Source organism: Nocardia sp. NPDC001965, from assembly GCF_053594175.1.
Window position 1 is genome coordinate 206,411 of sequence record NZ_JBSFDZ010000001.1, and the last position, 17,222, is coordinate 223,632.

Annotated in this window: 15 protein-coding genes and 2 pseudogenes; 8 read left to right on the forward strand and 9 right to left on the reverse strand. The window is 66.4% G+C overall.

The annotated features are described in order from the left end of the window. Positions 1-29 precede the first annotated feature (29 nt). The gene (locus ACWCPQ_RS00905) at positions 30-800 is read right to left on the reverse strand and encodes an SDR family NAD(P)-dependent oxidoreductase (protein WP_449893293.1); all 771 of its coding nucleotides are present in this window, start codon (positions 798-800) and stop codon (positions 30-32) included. Between the two features lie 214 nt (positions 801-1,014). On the opposite strand from ACWCPQ_RS00905, the gene ACWCPQ_RS00910 reads away from it, so the two are divergent. Beyond that, positions 1,015-1,242 (forward strand): hypothetical protein, encoded by a 228-nt coding sequence (locus ACWCPQ_RS00910; protein WP_449893295.1) that lies wholly within the window; start codon positions 1,015-1,017, stop codon positions 1,240-1,242. 16 nt (positions 1,243-1,258) lie between these two features. Here ACWCPQ_RS00910 and ACWCPQ_RS00915 read toward each other — a convergent pair whose 3' ends face one another. Then, a complete protein-coding gene (locus tag ACWCPQ_RS00915; protein WP_449893297.1) occupies positions 1,259-4,087 on the reverse strand; it encodes an ATP-binding protein in 2,829 nt (942 codons plus the stop codon). A gap of 242 nt (positions 4,088-4,329) precedes the next feature. Between ACWCPQ_RS00915 and ACWCPQ_RS00920 the strand changes: the two genes are divergently transcribed. Further along, the gene (locus ACWCPQ_RS00920) at positions 4,330-4,689 is read left to right on the forward strand and encodes a VOC family protein (RefSeq protein ID WP_449893299.1); all 360 of its coding nucleotides are present in this window, start codon (positions 4,330-4,332) and stop codon (positions 4,687-4,689) included. A 60-nt stretch (positions 4,690-4,749) separates the two neighbouring features. Further along, positions 4,750-5,220, forward strand: coding sequence for an iron chaperone (locus tag ACWCPQ_RS00925; RefSeq protein WP_449893301.1), 471 nt, complete (start codon positions 4,750-4,752; stop codon positions 5,218-5,220). 46 nt (positions 5,221-5,266) lie between these two features. Here the strand turns inward: ACWCPQ_RS00925 and ACWCPQ_RS00930 are convergent, their stop codons facing one another. After that, positions 5,267-5,704: a MarR family winged helix-turn-helix transcriptional regulator gene (locus tag ACWCPQ_RS00930; RefSeq protein WP_449893303.1), complete on the reverse strand. Its 438-nt coding sequence runs from the start codon at positions 5,702-5,704 to the stop codon at positions 5,267-5,269. A gap of 84 nt (positions 5,705-5,788) precedes the next feature. Between ACWCPQ_RS00930 and ACWCPQ_RS00935 the strand changes: the two genes are divergently transcribed. Beyond that, complete coding sequence (locus tag ACWCPQ_RS00935) at positions 5,789-7,030, forward strand: epoxide hydrolase family protein (RefSeq protein ID WP_449893305.1); 1,242 nt, start codon at positions 5,789-5,791, stop codon at positions 7,028-7,030. Positions 7,031-7,521: 491 nt separating this feature from the next. Next, a complete protein-coding gene (locus tag ACWCPQ_RS00940; protein WP_449893306.1) occupies positions 7,522-8,250 on the forward strand; it encodes an alpha/beta hydrolase in 729 nt (242 codons plus the stop codon). A 485-nt stretch (positions 8,251-8,735) separates the two neighbouring features. Here the strand turns inward: ACWCPQ_RS00940 and ACWCPQ_RS00945 are convergent, their stop codons facing one another. From ACWCPQ_RS00945 to ACWCPQ_RS00960, 4 genes are all read right to left on the reverse strand, one after another. Continuing rightward, positions 8,736-9,614, reverse strand: coding sequence for a hypothetical protein (locus ACWCPQ_RS00945; protein WP_449893309.1), 879 nt, complete (start codon positions 9,612-9,614; stop codon positions 8,736-8,738). Between the two features lie 114 nt (positions 9,615-9,728). Continuing rightward, complete coding sequence (locus tag ACWCPQ_RS00950) at positions 9,729-9,950, reverse strand: WXG100 family type VII secretion target (protein ID WP_449893311.1); 222 nt, start codon at positions 9,948-9,950, stop codon at positions 9,729-9,731. A 218-nt stretch (positions 9,951-10,168) separates the two neighbouring features. Beyond that, positions 10,169-11,167: an NADP-dependent oxidoreductase gene (locus ACWCPQ_RS00955; protein WP_195071851.1), complete on the reverse strand. Its 999-nt coding sequence runs from the start codon at positions 11,165-11,167 to the stop codon at positions 10,169-10,171. A 137-nt stretch (positions 11,168-11,304) separates the two neighbouring features. Beyond that, the gene (locus ACWCPQ_RS00960; RefSeq protein ID WP_449893313.1) at positions 11,305-11,865 is read right to left on the reverse strand and encodes a TetR/AcrR family transcriptional regulator; all 561 of its coding nucleotides are present in this window, start codon (positions 11,863-11,865) and stop codon (positions 11,305-11,307) included. 262 nt (positions 11,866-12,127) lie between these two features. Between ACWCPQ_RS00960 and ACWCPQ_RS00965 the strand changes: the two genes are divergently transcribed. Beyond that, the gene (locus tag ACWCPQ_RS00965) at positions 12,128-12,961 is read left to right on the forward strand and encodes an alpha/beta fold hydrolase (protein ID WP_379265523.1); all 834 of its coding nucleotides are present in this window, start codon (positions 12,128-12,130) and stop codon (positions 12,959-12,961) included. A gap of 69 nt (positions 12,962-13,030) precedes the next feature. Further along, a complete protein-coding gene (locus ACWCPQ_RS00970) occupies positions 13,031-13,891 on the forward strand; it encodes an alpha/beta fold hydrolase (RefSeq protein WP_195071854.1) in 861 nt (286 codons plus the stop codon). A 211-nt stretch (positions 13,892-14,102) separates the two neighbouring features. On the opposite strand, the pseudogene ACWCPQ_RS00975 reads toward ACWCPQ_RS00970, so the two are convergent. Then, positions 14,103-15,342, reverse strand: a pseudogene (locus ACWCPQ_RS00975) (transposase); the annotation flags it as partial. Here ACWCPQ_RS00975 and ACWCPQ_RS00980 point away from each other — a divergent pair. Further along, positions 15,332-15,847, forward strand: a pseudogene (locus tag ACWCPQ_RS00980) (alpha/beta hydrolase); the annotation flags it as partial. The pseudogenes ACWCPQ_RS00975 and ACWCPQ_RS00980 overlap by 11 nt on opposite strands. Positions 15,848-16,268: 421 nt before the next feature. Here ACWCPQ_RS00980 and ACWCPQ_RS00985 read toward each other — a convergent pair. Then, positions 16,269-17,189 carry an NAD-dependent epimerase/dehydratase family protein gene (locus ACWCPQ_RS00985; protein ID WP_449893316.1) on the reverse strand — a complete coding sequence of 307 codons (921 nt, stop codon included), beginning with the start codon at positions 17,187-17,189 and terminating at the stop codon, positions 16,269-16,271. Positions 17,190-17,222 lie beyond the last annotated feature (33 nt).

Consider the following 17,222-nt stretch of genomic DNA (forward strand, 5'->3'; position numbering starts at 1 on the left):
CCCGCTCCCCGCGCTCGACCGAGCGCGGTTCAGACCATCGGAGCCGGAATCGCGGTGATCAGACCGCCGTCCACCAGCAGATCTTGCCCGTTCACGTAGGAAGCCTCGTCCGACGCCAGGAAAGCCACCGCCGAGGCGATATCCGCCGGCGAACCCAGACGGCCCGCGGCGACCGACGATATCGCGGCAGCCTTCGCCTCCTCGGATACCTCGGCTCGGTACGAGGGCGTATCGATGTAGCCGGGGCTGATCGAATTCACCCGGATACGACGCGGTGCGAGTTCGGCAGCCAGGGTCTGGGCGAGATTGCGGACCGCCGCCTTGGTCGCCGAATACAACGACGCGGCCGGAACGCCTCGATGCACCGCCCACGACGAGTTCACCACGATCGCACCGTGATCGGACACGAACGGCAGCGCCTTCTGCACAGTGAAGAACACGCCCTTGAGATTCGTGGCCACCACCCGATCGAAATACTCCTCGGTGATCTCGCCGGCGGGGACGAAAGCGGCGGTCCCGGCATTGGCGAACACCACATCGAGACGACCGAAACGGGACCGCGCCGTCTCCATGAGGGCATCGAGATCGCCCGGGACGGCGACATCTCCGGGCACAGTGACCAACCGGTCACCCGCGTCCAGATCGTACGCGGCGGTGGCGAGTCCGGCGCGGTCGCGACCGGTGATGATCACCCGCGCTCCCTCGTCCAGCAGGCGGCGCGCGGTGGCCAGGCCCATACCGCTGCTACCGCCGGTGACCAGGGCGAATCTACCGTCGAAACGAGAAGGAGTGCTGGGCATCTCGGAACCTTTCCCACAGGGCAATTGGTTCGATGAACATCGAACCGAGCAGGAACATTCCGGTGTCGGTGCCGGCAACCGCATCCGCGACGACATTCACAACTACCGGGGCACATGTCGGCGAAATTCCACCACTGCTGCTAGACACCTGTATGGATGCTCGTCCGTGTAGCTGGGCCGAGCTACACGGACGAGCACAACGGAGGAAACACCGATGAGCACAGAACACCCCGTACCGGTCGTCATCGGTGGCGCCTCCGGAATCGGCTGGGCCACCGCACAACTCATGGCCGAACGCGGCGACACCGTCGTCATCGCCGACCTCGACGGCGACGCCGCGAACACCCGCGCCATCGACCTCGACGGCGGCGCCCACACCAAACGCTATCCGGACATCGTCGCGCGGATCGCGGATCTGACAGCCGACACCGAAACATCCTGAACCACGGGAGCAGACGTCAACGCGTCTCCGGACGCAAGAAACCGAGCTCACCCAAGGCCGCTGCACCCGGCCCGGCAAAAGAACCACCGGCCAGCACCAGTGTGCGGGCCCGCTGATACACGCACCCCGCCGCCTCGAAAGCGGCCGCCACCACAGGCAGCGATCCAAGGCCGCCGTCCGACAGCGCGGCAGCACGCTCCACGATCGCGCCGGCCACCGGATCACCGGCCGTCACCGCCCGGGCAGTCGCCAACCGCTCCCGCGCCGCCGGATCACCCACCAGAACCGCCGCCTCGGCACGTAACGCGACATACCAGTGCCGCCACACCCAAACCGCCCGCTGATCCATCTCCTCCGGCTCCGGCGCCAACACAGCCGCAGCACCGGCCGCATCCCCCTCGTGCAACAGCACCAGCGCATCGAAAACCGCGAAATAGGCATCCCGCTGCGCCGGAACCACACCGAGCTCACCGGCGATCCCCAGCCACTCGGCGCGAGCCGACGCAGCACCGCGCAACCCGTGGACCATCGCCACCGCAGCCGCCGCCGGCCCCAGCGTCGGAGCATGCCCGCGCCCCGCGAACACCCACGCATCCAGAAAGCGATCCGCAGCCGCCAGCACCTCGCCCGACCGGCCCGCCAGCGCATCCGCCACCAACAACCGCGACGTAGCGAAATCACCCCGCTCCGCCAGCAACGGCAGATCACGCAACTGCTCACCCCAACGGCGCGCACCCACCAGATCACCCACCCCGATACACGACTCGGCCGCCTCCGCGAGCGCGTTCATCCGCTCCAGCGCGCTCGCCGGCGACGCCGGCACCGGCGCGAGCAACGCCACCCGCCGCCGAGCCGTATCCACCGAACCGAAAGTGTCGCCCGCCCACAACTGCGCCGCCGCGAACGCGTCCAACGCCGCACTCTGTACCAGCGGATCGCCGATACGGAACGCCGCCTCGACCGCGCGCTCCGCCGCACCGACAGCCACGCCCACCTCCGAGCCGGACACCGGCCGAGCCGAATCACCGGAATCCGACGGCACCCCACATTCCGCCAACGCGATCGCCGCAGCCGCACCGAGATCCTCCCCGGCCAGCGCACGAGCTTCCGACAACAGCGCTGCCGCCTCGACCACCGGAAGCGGCCCGGCGAAAGTCTCGGCCATCCGATAGACCGTGATCGCCGCAGTCGCCAGATCGGTCGCCGCCGCAGCCCGGTCACCCGCCCCCCGCGCGATATCGGCGGCCGCCCGAAACAGCCGATACATATCCGCACCGTCCAACCGGCAACCCGCCACCGCCGCCGCACCGCGCAGCGCCGCCGCCGCGCGCACCGCGTCACCGGCCAGCGCCGCCGCCTGCTCATACCGACGTTGAGACTCACCGACCAGATTCCGGGCAAAAGCCAGCTCCGCCAGAGACAACGCCAGATCATGAGCCGCCGCCCGGAACTCGGGCTTGTCCACGGCCCACCCGAGAGCGGCCCGCAGATCATCGGCCGCCGCATCGAACCCAGCCCGCCACTCACCCGCCGCACCGGGCAGATCCCGCGCCAGTCCCGCACCGACCTCCACACACCTACGCAAATGGCGGGCACGGACCTCCGCCAGTTCACCGGCCTCATCGAGTCGTTCCAGCCCGTACCGGCGGATCGTCGTCAGCATCCGGTAACGAGTGCCGGCCGAAGACATGACCGCAATCAACAGACTCTGCTCGGCCAACCGCGCCAAACCATCCGCAACCGCCACCGGCTCCAGCGGCGCGAACCCGGCCACCCCAGCGATATCGGCCGCGGTGAACGGCGCCACGAACACCGCGATTCGCCGCAACAGACACCGATCGGGCTCATCCAGCAACGCCTGACTCCAATCGAGCATCGCCCGCACCGAACGATGCCGATCATCGGCCCGGCGCCCCCCGACCAACAGCCGCAACGGGTCGGCCAGACTCGCCGTCAAACCATCGAGACCCAACGACGGCAGCCGCGCCGCCGCCAACTCGATCGCCAGCGCCGAACCGTCCAACCGCCGGCACACCTCGGTGACCCGATCCAGCTGCCCCGGCTCCACCGGGCAGCCCAGCGCAGCCGCACGATCCAGAAAAAGCGCGACAGCATCCGAATCCGCCGCATCCGACACAACCGCCTCGCCCACGGACAACGGCGGCACCACATACACCTGCTCGAACGGCACCATGAGCCGGGCCCGGCTCGTGACCAGTACCCGGACACCCCGACACCGCGCCAGCAACCGTTCGACGAACGGCGCCACCCCCTCCCGCAGATGCTCACAATTGTCGAGCACCAGCAGAGTTTCCCGGTCGGCGAGCGCGGTCAGGACCGAAGCCTCGAGACTGCGCCCCGGCTGCTCACCGAGCCCCAGCGCCGCAGCCACCGCGGCCCCCGTCATCGCCGCATCGGTCACCGGAACGAGATCCACGAACCACGCGCCACCGGGCAGCACCCCGGACAGATCCGCGGCGACGGTCAACGCCAACCGGGTCTTACCGACACCACCGGGACCCAGCGCGGTGACCTGCCGGTGCGCCGTCACCGCGGCCCGAAGCGCCGCCCGTTCGCGAGAACGGCCGACGAACGACGTCAACGGCGACGGCAGCACCGACACCGTCTCGGGACGACGCTCCGCGAACTCCACCGCGCGATCTGCCAGCGCCCGCCGATCGGGAACACCGACCTTGCGCAACAGCGAGGACACATGCGTTTCCACGGTGCGCACCGAGATGAACAGCTGTGCGGCGATCTCGGCATTGCTGCGATGTTGCCCTACCAGATCCAGAACTTCGGCCTCCCGGCCCGAGATCCCGCCGGTGACCTTCTGCTTCGACACGCCACCCATCTTCCCGCACCCGCTCCGTACCGCTACGGGGGCACGACTACGTGCCCTTTCCGTGGTGCGTTCCGTGGTCGGCACGGATGGCACCGCACATCCACGCCCATAACGTAATCGGCATGGACGCGAGAGAAACGGTCCAGCGGAGAAATCGCCGGTCGGACGCCCGGACGAAGACCCGCGACCCTCGTTCGACCCGTCCACCCACCAACCGCTACCCCGAACCATCAGGAGAGACCATGAGCGCCGAAACCACCTTCGGAATCAAAACCGTGCTGCATCCCGTATCGGACCTGGACAAGGCCAAAACGGTGTACACCGCGCTGCTCGGTGTACAGCCGCAGACCGAAGGCACCTACTACGTCGGGTTCGACACCGCCGGCGGCCAGCACATCGGCTTGGTCCCCGGCGGCGGCCCCCAGGGCATGACCTCGCCGGTGGCCTACTGGCACGTCACCGATATCGAGGCGAAGCTGGCCGATGTCACCGCCGCCGGCGCCCAGGTACGAGAACCGATCCGCGACGTCGGTGCGGGCCGACTGGTCGCCACCGTCACCGACCTCGACGGCAACGTACTGGGCCTCATCCAGGACCGCTGAACCACTCGCAACGAACCGACTCCACCTACCCGGCACCCCGAACCACACAGAGGAAAAATCATGGCCGTCCAGCAGAAATCCGCCACCCGTACGAAGAACGCCGCAGCGGTCGCCTTTTCCGACGAAGAGCGCGCCGCGATGAAGGAACACGCCCAGGAACTGAAGACGGCCGCGCGCCGCGGCGCACGGGCAGCCAAAGCGGACGGCGAAAACGATGTGCTCGCGAAGATCGCGGAGATGTCGGACACCGACCGCGTCATGGCGGAACGGATCCACGCCATCGTCAAAGCCAACGCGCCCGAGCTGTCACCGAAACTCTGGTACGGGATGCCGGCCTACGCCAAGGACGGCAAGGTCGTCTGCTTCTTCCAGAGCGCCGCGAAGTTCAAGGCTCGCTATGCCACGCTCGGGTTCAACGATTCGGCCAACCTCGACGACGGCGCACTGTGGCCGACGGCCTTCGCGCTCGCCGAGATGACATCCGCCGCCGAGGCCGGCATCGCCGACATCCTCAAGAAATCGGTGAGCTGACCACTTTCCTGACCGCCGCCGGCCGGATACCGCACCGGCGGCTCGGTCAGCGCTCTTGCTCCAGCCGCGCGAGCCGGTCCAAGGCGGGCAGTGCAGCGGCGAGCGCCCTGCGGTGTTCGGGTTCCAACTCCGAGATCATCGGAATCAGGTGCCGGACCCGATCGTCGTGGCGGGCCTGCCGGACCCGCCGACCCGCATCAGTGAGGTGCACGATCACAGCTCGACCGTCGCCGGGGTCTCGACGGCGCAACACCAGACCGTCACGCTCCATACGCGCGACCAGTTGCGTGATACCCGGCTGCGTCAGCTGTTCGGACCGGGTCAGCTCGGTCAACCGCGCCGGGCCGCGGTGCGCCAGGGTGTCGAGCACGGACAGCGTGGTGAACGGAAGCTTCTCCTGCACGGGGATCCGGATGTAGACGCGGTTGAAGGCCTCGATCGCCGCGGCGAAGGCATTCGGGTCGAGATCGTCGGTATCGGCCACGGCTGCAACTCTATACGCAACTTATAAAAATTGTTTAAATAAGCTGCTTATGTAAAATCGTCCGCATATGCCACAGGAGGCCAGATGCGCGACACGAACCACAATGCCCGGCCGTTCCCCCTGAAGCCGACGAAGATCCATGTCCCCGACAGCGTCCTCACCGACCTGCGGCAACGGTTGGACCTGACCCGCCTGCCCGACGACGTCGGCAACGAAGACCGGTACTACGGCGTGCCCCGCAGCGACCTCCAGAAGCTCGTGGACTACTGGCGGCACGGATACGACTGGCGCGCAGCCGAAGCCGAGATCAACACCTACCAGCACTTCGAGGTGGAAATCGACCGCGTACCGGTGCATTTCATGCGAATACCCGGCGTCGGACCGGACCCGATGCCCCTGATCCTGACGCACGGCTGGCCCTGGACGTTCTGGCACTGGTCCAAGGTCGTCGACCTACTGGCGGATCCGGGAGCCCACGGTGGCGATCCGGCCGACGCGTTCGATGTGATCGTCCCGTCCTTTCCCGGCTTCGGATTCTCCAGCCCGCTGACGAATCGCCCGGATATGAACTTCTGGAAGGTCGCCGACCTCTGGCACACCCTCATGACCGACGTGCTCGGCCACCGGAAATACGGTGCCGCCGGCTGCGACGTGGGCGCACTGGTCACCGCGCAGCTGGGCCACAAATACGCTGACGAACTGGCTGCGGTCCACATCGGATCCGGCCTGGAACTCACCCTGTTCAACGGCGACCGCGCCTGGGACTTCAGCGGCGGGCGGCCGATCCCCGCCGACCTATCCGCGGCGGCACGCGCACGAACGGTGGAATTGGACAGGCGCTTCGCCGTCCACCTGGCCGCACACCTCCTCGCGCCCAGCACGCTCGCCCACGCCCTGTCCGACTCCCCGGCCGGCATGCTGGCCTGGATCTTGGAACGCTGGTTCAACTGGAGCGACAACAGCGGCAATATCGACACCGTGTTCAGCAGAGACGACCTGCTCACGCACGCCACGATCTACTGGGCCACCAACACCATCGGTACTTCGATACGCCTCTACGCCAACCACAACCGCTACCCCTGGACACCCTCCCACGACCGCCTCCCGGCCGTGGAGGCGCCGACCGGCATCACTTTCGTGGGCTACGAGAACCCACCCGGAGTCGGCACCGCCGACCGCATCGAACACTATCGCCGCAGTGATCGCTCCCGGTGGTACAACCACGTGAATCTCAGTGTCCACGAGCGAGGCGGCCACTTCATTCCCTGGGAGATCCCCGTCCAGTGGACCGACGACCTGCGCCGCACCTTCCGCGGGCGGCGCTGAGACAGAACACAGCCGGGCCCAGTCCACCCGACACAGGTGCGCAACCCGCAGACGTCACTGACCGGAACCCCTGTGTAGATGTTGTTTTTGGGGTTCGAAGTATGGCTTTGATTGCTGGATGAGCAGCAATCATGTATTGATGCGCATATCGTCGTATCGCTCTTATTTTGATCGGCATGTCTGTTCGCGTCGTCTTCTGCTCCAGCCAAAGCCGGCCCCGCTGGACGGCCCCCGATCCTCGCTCGAGTCGAGAGCCGTCGGTGTACACGAACCGCTTTGCACAGCCCCACTCCCCTACTGCCGACCGGACCTCCGTGAAAACCCGTTGCCGGACGACGGGACCGCTGCTAATTTTCCAGGCGACCGTGCGAAAGAACGAGGAGGTGGTATCCGTGAACGCAGTATCGACATGGGTGCTCCCCTCCGGGGTCACGGTCGGGCGATAGATCGTCCGGGAGCGCCGCTCGACAGCACTCCCGAAAGGCACGACTGTGCAATTCACTTCCGAACATCGCCTCGACGACATCCTCGAACGCGAATTCACCCTCGGCGAGATCCCCGGCATCCTGTGGACGCCCGGAACAGTAGCCGACCCGGTACCGCTGATCCTGCTCGGCCAGCCGGGCGGACTGCACACGATGTATCCGCGGCTACTCGACCGGGCCCGGCACGCCGTGGCGGCGGGGTACGCCGCGGCTACCATCGAGCTTCCCTGGAGCGGTGAGCGGCCTCGTTCGGCCGCCACCGAACAGGCTCGCGCCGACCTTCGCCGGGCCGTCCGAGCCGGCGAAGCGGTCGACGACGGCATCGTCGACCGCCTCGTCCTCCCCCTGGTGGACCGGGCGGTCCCGGAATCCCGAACAGTCCTGGATGCGCTTCTGGCGCTGCCCGAGATAGGCGGCCCGGTCGGGTATTCGGGCGGGGTGATATCCATCGGGGTCCGACTGGCAGTGGTCGAGCCGCGTATCTCGGCCGCCGTACTTTTCGCCGGAAGTTACGTGCCCCGCAGCATGTTCGACGAGGCGCGGCAGGTCACCATTCCGCTGCATGTACTGCTGCAGTGGGACGACGAAGGAAACGACCGGCAAATGGCTCTCGACCTGTTCGACGCCTTCGGCTCCGAGGAGAAGACGCTGCACGCCAATATGGGCGGGCACACCGGCGTCCCGTCGTACGCGGCGGACGAAGGCAACCGCTTCTTCGCCAGACACCTGACCTGAGTCCGGCCGCCGGCTGAGTTCGGGCGCCACTTGCCGAAATCACGGCCGGCCCGAACTCGACGGTGCGCACCATCGGCGGCAGAAGTGACCGGGTGGCATCGGGCCCCCGGCCGCTTCTGCCGCTTACCCGAGGGCACCGGACGAGGGGGTAGCGGCTCATCCGCCAGAAATCCGGCGGTAGTGAGTTATGCGAGTCGTCCTGGCGTGATGACGGTTCCGGGACAGGGCGACTCGGGAAACTATCTGCCGTAATGCTGGAGGGCGTTCGGATGGGATCGGTGCGGACGCTTCCGGCGAGAACGGCTGGTGTCCGACTTGCGGATGCGGTGCGGGTGTATCTCGCCACGATCCCCGCGGTGAATACCCGCCGCGGTTACGCTGCCGCGCAGGATCGGTTGGTCCGCGATTTCGGTGCGGATAGTGATGTGGCGCTGCTGGATCCGGATCGGGTCGGTGGATGGTTCGTGTTCGTGTGGGGCGAGAAGTCACCCAAGACGTTCAATCTGCGGCTGACGGCACTGTCGTCGGCGTGTGCGTATTGGCACGAGCAGCAGTGGCTGAGCACCGATCCGGTGGTCCGGCTGCGGGCGCGTCCGGCGGCGCCGGACAACAGCAAGGCCATGACCTCGGCCGAGGTGAGCGAGTTGCTGGGCAGGGATGCTCCGCTGCGGGAGCGGGTGCTGTGGACGATGCTGTACGAGTCCGCGGCCCGCGTGGAGGAGATCCTCACTCTCGACATCACCGATCTCGATACCGTGAACCGGTGCGCGACCGTCACCCGCAAGGGCGGCGCCCGCGACGTCATCTACTGGCAGACCGGAACCGCGCGGCTGCTTCCCCGGCTGATCGCCGGGCGCAGGTCCGGGCCGTTGTTCCTGACCGACCGCGGTGGCGATCTCGCCCACGGGGATGACGACCCCGATCTTGTCGAGCAGATCGACCGCCCCGGACAGGCCCTCGGCCACCAGGCCGTTGCCCGGCCCGCCGGCCGACGGCAGATCCGGCCGGTTGACCATCGAGATCCAGTCGGGATCCGGAATCCGGGCCGGTTCCGGGGCGGTGTTGCCGATCACGCTGGCCCAGTCGGCCATCGCGTGGTTGTAGCCCATCTCCCCGAGCAGAATGGCGTAGCCGCGGGCGGCCTCGGCCAGCAGCATCGCGGTGTCGACGGCTTCGTTGGCGCGCGCGTCGTAGTCGGCGGCCCACGCTTTCGCGTCGTCGTAGGAGCCGGCCATCTCCTCGCAGTCGGCCAGCGCCGACCACCGGTTATCGACCGCGCGACCGAACCCCAGCGCCGCGGCACCCAGCGCGGTAGCGGCGTCGTAGTAGACCTGGGGATCGACGTCGACGGTGGTCGGGCTCACTGCCCGCTTCCGGTGCAGCGCCCCGGCCCAGCATCGCCACGTTCGTGGCCACGGCGTTGGTGTAGTTGGTGTGCGCGGTGCGGGCGGCCTCACGCATCCGCAACACCCCGTCCTTCATGTCCCCCACCCCATCGAGCCATTCGGCGTGAGCGTCGTCGTAGGCAGTGGCGGCAGATCAGAATCGGTGCCCTGGAAATTCATCCCCTGCACCCCCATCAACTCCGCCATATCCCCCAGCGACTCCAAAACCTCCAACGCCCCGGCCCGTGCCTCTTCCCAACCGCCGGCATACGCCGTCGCCGCAGCCGATTTCCAGGTACCGAGCAGGTACTCCATGTCGGAAGGGGTCCCGGTAGTAACCGCCGAAAAATCAACGGATATGGGGCCTGACCCAGATAACGGGGCCGCTTCGCGCACGGCTGGAGCGCTATGGCCGCAGGTCGGCAGATGCACTACCCCGGATATCGGGCTGTTATCCGGGGTATCAGACTTGATCGGTGCCACTTGGTGAAAGAGCCCGGGGCGCGGATGCGCCGGAATTGGTCCACTTGCGCTCAGTCCATCGTGATAACGACCTTGCCGTGGGCTTTGCCCTGTTCGACGAATCCGAGGGCTTCGAGGGTTCGGTCGAACGGGAAGGTCCGGTCCAGGACCGGCTGCAGGACGCCGGCGTCGTAGAGGGCGGCGAGGTCACGCAGTTGCGCTCCGTTGGCTTGCATGAAGAAGAACTCGTACCGCGCCCCCCGCTTCTTCGCGGCGTTGCGGATGTTGCGGCTGAGCAGACCCAGTGGCAGCCTCATGAAACGCGGCAAGCCCAACTGCTTGGCGAGGCCGGCGTCGGGTGGGCCCGCGACTCCGATTGCCAGGCCTCCTGGTTTGAGTACGGTGACGGACTTTTCGAGGTTCTTCCCGCCGAGCGAGTCCAGTACGAAGTCGTACCCGGACAGCACCTGCGAGAAATCTTCCTTGGTGTAGTCGATGACGCTATCGGCGCCGAGCCTGTGCAGGCGATCTGCGTCGCGACCGTTCGCGGTCGTGGCGACGTGCGCGCCGAGATGCTTGGCAAGTTGGATGACGGTGGAGCCCAGGCCTCCGGCACCGGCGTGAACGAGGACCTTCTGACCGGGTTGCAGGTGTGCGCGGTCGACCAAGACCTGCCAGGCGGCGAGAGCGACCAGCGGAACCGCTGCAGCTTCGTGCAAACTCAGCGAGACCGGCTTGGGTGCCAGATCGGCCTGATCGATCGCGATGTACTCGGCGAAGGCTCCGATGCGCAGATCACGGGGCCGCGAATAGATCTCGTCGCCCACCGCGAAACCCTGTACCGCCGAACCGACCTCGGTGACCACTCCCGCGACGTCGTGTCCGAGGACGAATGGCTTGCGATACTTGAGCAGCTGCTTGAACTCGCCGTTGCGGATCATCACGTCCAACGGGTTGATGCTCGCCGCGCTCACCTTGACCAGCACATCGGTAGGACCCACAGTCGGCACCGGCACCGCTGCAGCACCCAGGCCGTCCTTGCCGTATTTCCGAACGACGAACGCCTTCATGACAAATCCTCCTTCTGATGGCGGGGCGGCATCGAGGCCGTCGCGGGTACCTCGTTCTCCGTATCGCGCGCCGACCAAACTCTTCATGAGGTTGCTTGTTGTTGGGGCCGCCTGAAGAGTGAAGGTGCCTGTACGCGTTACGTTTCGAGAAGCTTCTGGGCATTGCTGATCCCAGAGACCAGGATCTCGTCGGACAGCGCCGGGTCGGAGACGGCGCGGGCAAGTTGCAAGGTGGCGACGAGGATGGTGAACAGTCCCAGTGCGGTGGTACGCGCCCCGGCGGGATCAGCTCGGGACAAGCGGGCGGCGATCTCGTTGACGATGGCTTGCATGCCGTGGGTGTAAGCCTGGCGCACGGCATCGTCGCAGCGGCCGACCTCGTCGAGCAGGGCGGCGTTGGGGCAACCCGATTCTGGATGGTCGCGATGGAACGGCGAAAGATACTCGCGCACGAACTCCTCGATTGCTGCGCGCCCGGGTGGTAGCACGCTCAGGGTTTCGTGCTGGATGCGCAGCTGATCGGCCATCACGTTGGCCACCAGATCGCTCTTCGAGGCGAAGTGCGCATAGAACGCGCCGTTCGTCAGGCCTGCATCCGACATCAGTGTCGCGATGCCCGATGCGTCGATGCCGCCCTGCTTGAAGCGCGCACTAGCGGTATCAATGATCCGGCGCCGGGTTTCGGCTTTGCGTTTCACGTCATATCTCGGCATTGCTGCTGACTTCCTGATCGCCGTCGAAATCTCGTACTTGCCAAAGTCTACCGCATAGGCTTACGGTCGTAATATTACGATCATAAGCTAATGTGCGGGCTTGCTGTACGAACAGGTGCCCTGAACCTGCAACCAGCACGAAATACGCGAATCCAGGCCGCACTGACCGAACTCGAGACACGCAGCGCCATCGCCCCCTGATCGCACTCGTCGGACAGCTACACCGGATCTACTGGGAAGGCCCGCAATGACTACCTGGAAAGACGCACCCAACCGCACCATCGATGTCAACGGCACCACCTTCACCTACCGCGAACTCGGCAAACCCTCCGAGGTGCCCGTGGTGTTCCTGCACCATCTGACCGCGGTCCTCGACGACTGGGATCCCCGCGTCATCGACGGCATCGCCGCACACCATCGCGTCATCGCCTTCGACAACCGCGGCGTCGGCGCCACCGCAGGCTCGGTGCCATCCACCGTCGAACAGATGGGCACCGACGCCATCGCGTTCATCCGCGCACTCGGTCTGCAGAAAGTCGATCTGCTCGGGTTCTCACTCGGTGGCGGTGTCGCACAGATGGTGGTCCTGCAAGCACCCGAACTGGTCCGCCGCCTGATCGTGGCCGGGTCCGGGCCCCGCGGTGGCGGCGGCATCGACAAGATGGGCTCCATTGTCGGCCTCGCCTACCTCAAAGCGTTGCTCACCCTCAGCGACCCCCGCAACTTCCTGTTCTTCCCCCGCAATCCCGAAGGCAAACAGGCCGCGGCCGACTACCTGCGCCGCCTCAAAGAACGCACTGCCGACCGCGACAAGCGGATCTCGATCCAGGCTGCCATCGCCCAGATCAAGGCCATCCGGCACGCCGGCCGCTCCCAGCCCGACGACCTGTCCGTCATCACCCACCCGGTCTTGGTAGCCAACGGCGATAACGACCTCATGGTCGCCAGCAGCCACTCCGCCGATATGGCGCGCCGGCTGCCCAACGCACAACTGAAGATCTACCCGAACTCCGGGCACGGCGGCATCTTCCAGCACCACCAGCGCTTCGTGCCCGACGCGTTGCAATTCCTCGCCGACTAACCATCCGACCACCGCACCCACCGCCAACCACCAACTGCATTCAACCCGATCCCAGGAGGAGTAAGCGCCATGAGCACCGCCGACGAGCCAGTCATCACCTCATACGCGAACGCACCCGCGAAGACCCTCATCGCGGGAGGCACCACGTTCGCCTACCGCGAACTCGGCCCGAAGGGCGGCATCCCCGTCGTGTTCTTCGTGCACCTGGCCGCGACCCTGGACAACTGGGACCCGCGCATCGTGGACGCGATCGCGAAAACCCGTCACGTGATCACCTTCGACCAGCGGGGCGTCGGAGCCTCCTCCGGCACCGTCCCCGACACCATCGAGCAGGCAGCCGACGACGCATACACCTTCATCACCAAGGGCCTCGGCTACGACAAGATCGACATCTTCTCGTTCTCCATGGGCGGCATGATCGCCCAAGACCTCGTCGTCAAGCACCCTGACCTGGTCCGCAAGCTCGTCCTCACCGGCACCGGACCCCGCGGCGGGAAGGACATCGACAAGGTCGTGGGCGTGACTTACTGGGACATCTTCCGTTCCGTGATCACCCGCTCGGACCCGAAGGAGTTCCTCTTCTTCAACCGCGACAGAGTCGGCAAGAAGGCCGGGAAGGCGTTCGTGGAGCGCCTCCAGGAGCGCACCGTCGACCGCGACAAGCCCATCAGCATCGCGGCGTTCCGCACCCAACTCAAGGCCATCCAGCGATACGGCCGCTCCGCGCCGTCGGACCTGTCGGTCATCACCCAGCCCACCCTGATCGCCAACGGCGACAACGACCGCATGGTCCCTTCCATCCTCTCCACGGACCTGCACCAGCGGATCAAGGGATCCGAGCTGATCATCTACCCGAACTCCGGACACGGCGGCGTCTTCCAGTACTGGGAAGAATTCGCCCCCGTCGCCGCGAAGTTCCTCGCCCCCTGACCTGCCGAGCGCACACCAAGAGAACGGAAGGGCATGACCATGCATGTGTAAGTCACGTGTCATCCGACGTGGGGCGAGCCGACTGCTCATATCGAGTTTTCACCTCGCCGTACGGCAGGACGTGCGACCAAAACAACGGGGTGGGGCCGCGTTGGGTCCTCGACGGTGAGCAGCCCGTCCAAGTCCGCTGGCACCCCTGAACTCGCGCGGGTCAGAACAGCGTGTCACGCACCCGCAGCGGCCGGTACCCGGTCGGCCCGAGCTGGGCAAGTCGGCGTCGATGTCGACCTCGATCGCGCCGAAGAAGTTGATGTTCTCGCTGTGCGCCGGGCTGATGTGGGCCAGCACATCGTCATCGATCCGTCGTCCGGACCGGCGCATCTGTTCGACCGCGAGCCCGTAGTACTCGGTGGTCCACGCAATCACGGCGTTCGTAGCCAGGGTCAGGCACCACGCTTGTTCGGTCTGGCCCTCCAGATGCCGGGCCCGGATCATGCCCTCGTGGGCATAGAGCAGGTCCCGGCGCAGCGCGTGCAGGGACTCGCCCTTGTTGAGCTGGCGGGAGATCTTGCGCCGATAGTCCGGGTCGGACAAATACTTCGCGGCGTAGATGGTGCGGCGCATCGCCCCGTACTCCTTGAGCGCCGCCGCGAGCGCGTCCTGGCGACCGGACGCGGACAGCTTACCGACCAGCAGGGATGCGGTGGCATGCCCGAATTTCAGTGATCCGGCCAACCGGAGCAGGTCGTCGTAGTGCTCGGCGATCAGGTCCAGGTTCAGTTTCCGGGTCATCAGCGGGCCCGCGTGTGGGAACCGGGCCTCGGTCTCGGTGCGGTGCCCGGCCGGTACAGGGTGATCCGCCCCAGGTCCCGGATCCGCGGCGAGAGCTGCAACCCGAGCAGGTCGAACAGCCCGAAGTTCACCAGCGTCACGCCGTGGGTGTCGGTGGCGTGCTCGGTGATCGGCAGATCCGTGGCATTGCCCAGGATCTCGTCGAGCACGTAGTGCGCCTCGCGGCGAGTAGCGACGATGACCTTGGTGCCGTAGGTGGCGTGCTGATCGGTGACATGGGTGTAGGTCGACAGGCCCTCGTTGGCGAAATAGCGGCTCAGTGCGCGGGCGGTCACAGACTTGCCGCGGGTCGGGAACCGCTGCCCATCCGACGAGGACAGGGTGCCGGCGCCGAACACCGCGGTCAGCGGCAACCTTTGGTGGTAGCCGATGAGCGCCGAGTTCGCCGCCCGCAGCGTCTCCTCCCGCACATACCACTCGCTGGTCCATGCGAGGATGTCGTAGGAAATCCCGGACGCCTCCGCCATCCGGGTCAGCCCCAGGTTCGTCGAATACGCCAGCAGCACCGCGATCAGGTTCCGTTTCAGCTCCGGGGTCCGGGCCTGCTTGCCGGTGGCGTGGGTGAAGCAGTCCAGGTAGCCGGTGCGTTTGTCCACCTCCCGCGTCGCCGTCGCCGGCGAGTCCGTCGGCGGATGCATGTCCGCGGTCTTCGCGCAGATGAACAAGGACCGCGGCGGCCTTTCGCTCAAGGCGCAGGTCCTGCTTTATCCCGTGACGGGGCCGGACTTCGACACCCAGTCGTACCACCAGTTCGCCGAGCACTACTACCTCACCCGCGACGGGATGAAGTGGTTCTGGGACGCTTACACGACCGACGAGAGCAAGCGCGAGGAGAAGTACGCCTCGCCCCTGCGGGCCACCCTCGAAGACCTCCACGGGCTGCCCCCCGCTCTCGTCATTACCGCGGAGGCCGACGTCCTGCGGGACGGGGGCGAACTCTACGCGAACAAGCTCCGTGAGGCCGGCGTCGAGGTGACGGGCGTCCGTATCAGCGGCACCGTCCACGACTTCATGCTGCTGGACAGCCTGCGGAACACCCCGGCCACCAATGTCGCACGGAAGCTGTCCATCGACGCATTGCGAAAGGCGCTCCACCAGGAATGACACCCGCAGGCCAACCGACCACCCGCGCACGAGCTCACCAGCTCGCTTGTCAGCCTCCGATCCGGGGGGCGCCATTCTCTGTGCCGTGTGCGCCGGTGTCTTCGTGCTCGCCGAGACCCATCTGCTCGACTCGCGAGACGCAACGACCCGCTGGGCGTTCGTCGAGGAGCTGGCGCGACGGCACCCGAGCGTTCGGTGGACGCTTCACCTCGCCACACGGCGCGCGTCGCAAAGGCCCGCGAGGCCATGGAGCTGACCAACGAACCGGTCGCGCAGATCTCGCGCAGCGTCGGCTACCTGGACGCGTGTCGAACTTTCGGCGGCTTTTCCCGCGCGCAACGGGAGTCACGCCGTCGGAGTACCCCGACCGGTTCGGCATCGCGACATGCGTCGGCAGTCATCAGGATGACTAGTCCGGCGATCAGTCGGCGAGGATCCGCTCCACTCCTTCCCGATAGGTGGTGATCTGAAAGTCGGGAAAGCGAGCCGCGAACTTCGAGCTGTCGAAGATGTTGTCGTCGCGGTAGCGGCCGAGCAGCTCGTACATCTCGTCGAGCGGTTTGACGAAGTGGCGCCCGAGGTGGAAAGCGGGCATCGGCAGCACCGTGTAGCCGATCTTGCGACCGGTGACCTCGCCGGCGATTGCGATGAGCTGGGCGTAGGACTGCCGGTTCGGGTCGATCGGTAGGTGCCACGTCTGGCCGTAGGTGTCGGGGGTGTTGCCGAGCAGGGCCAGCGCTCGGCTCGCGTCGGGGGTCCAGATCAGGGAGCGCTCGGTGTGGGCGTCGACCGGGACGAACGGTCGTTTGCCCGCCCGGATCCGGTCGAACACCAACGAGTTCGTGTAGCTCTTGGTCGAGCCGGGCCCGTAGAATTCGGGGGCGCGGCCGATGAGGCCCTGAAGCCGGCCGGCCCGGATAGCCTCGAACAGCATGGTGGCGAGCTCGGCACGGACACGGCCCTTGCGACCACCTGGTGCGAATGCTATCGATTCGGTCTGGGGTGCCGATGTTCCGGGATACATATAGGTGTTGTCGAAGAAGACGAGTTTTGTCCTGTGTACGGCGCAGGCGTCGATGACGTTGCGCATGATGACGGGGAACTTCTGCTCCCACAGCTGCGAGTCCAGGGGTAGGCCGACGGTGAGGTAGGCGATCTGGCTGCCCGCGACAGCACGGCTGGTGGCCTCGGCGTCGGTGAGGTCTGCGGCCACGAGTTCATCGGTGTCGTTGACCTGCGAGGGCTTGCGGCTGACGAGTCGAATGTCGGTGGTGTGGTTGCGGTGGAGCTCGTTCACGAGCTCGTCGGCGATCGGTCCGCCGGCGCCGAGTACGGTCTGCATGTGGTCTCCTCGAGGTGATGGGGTGGCGTCGGC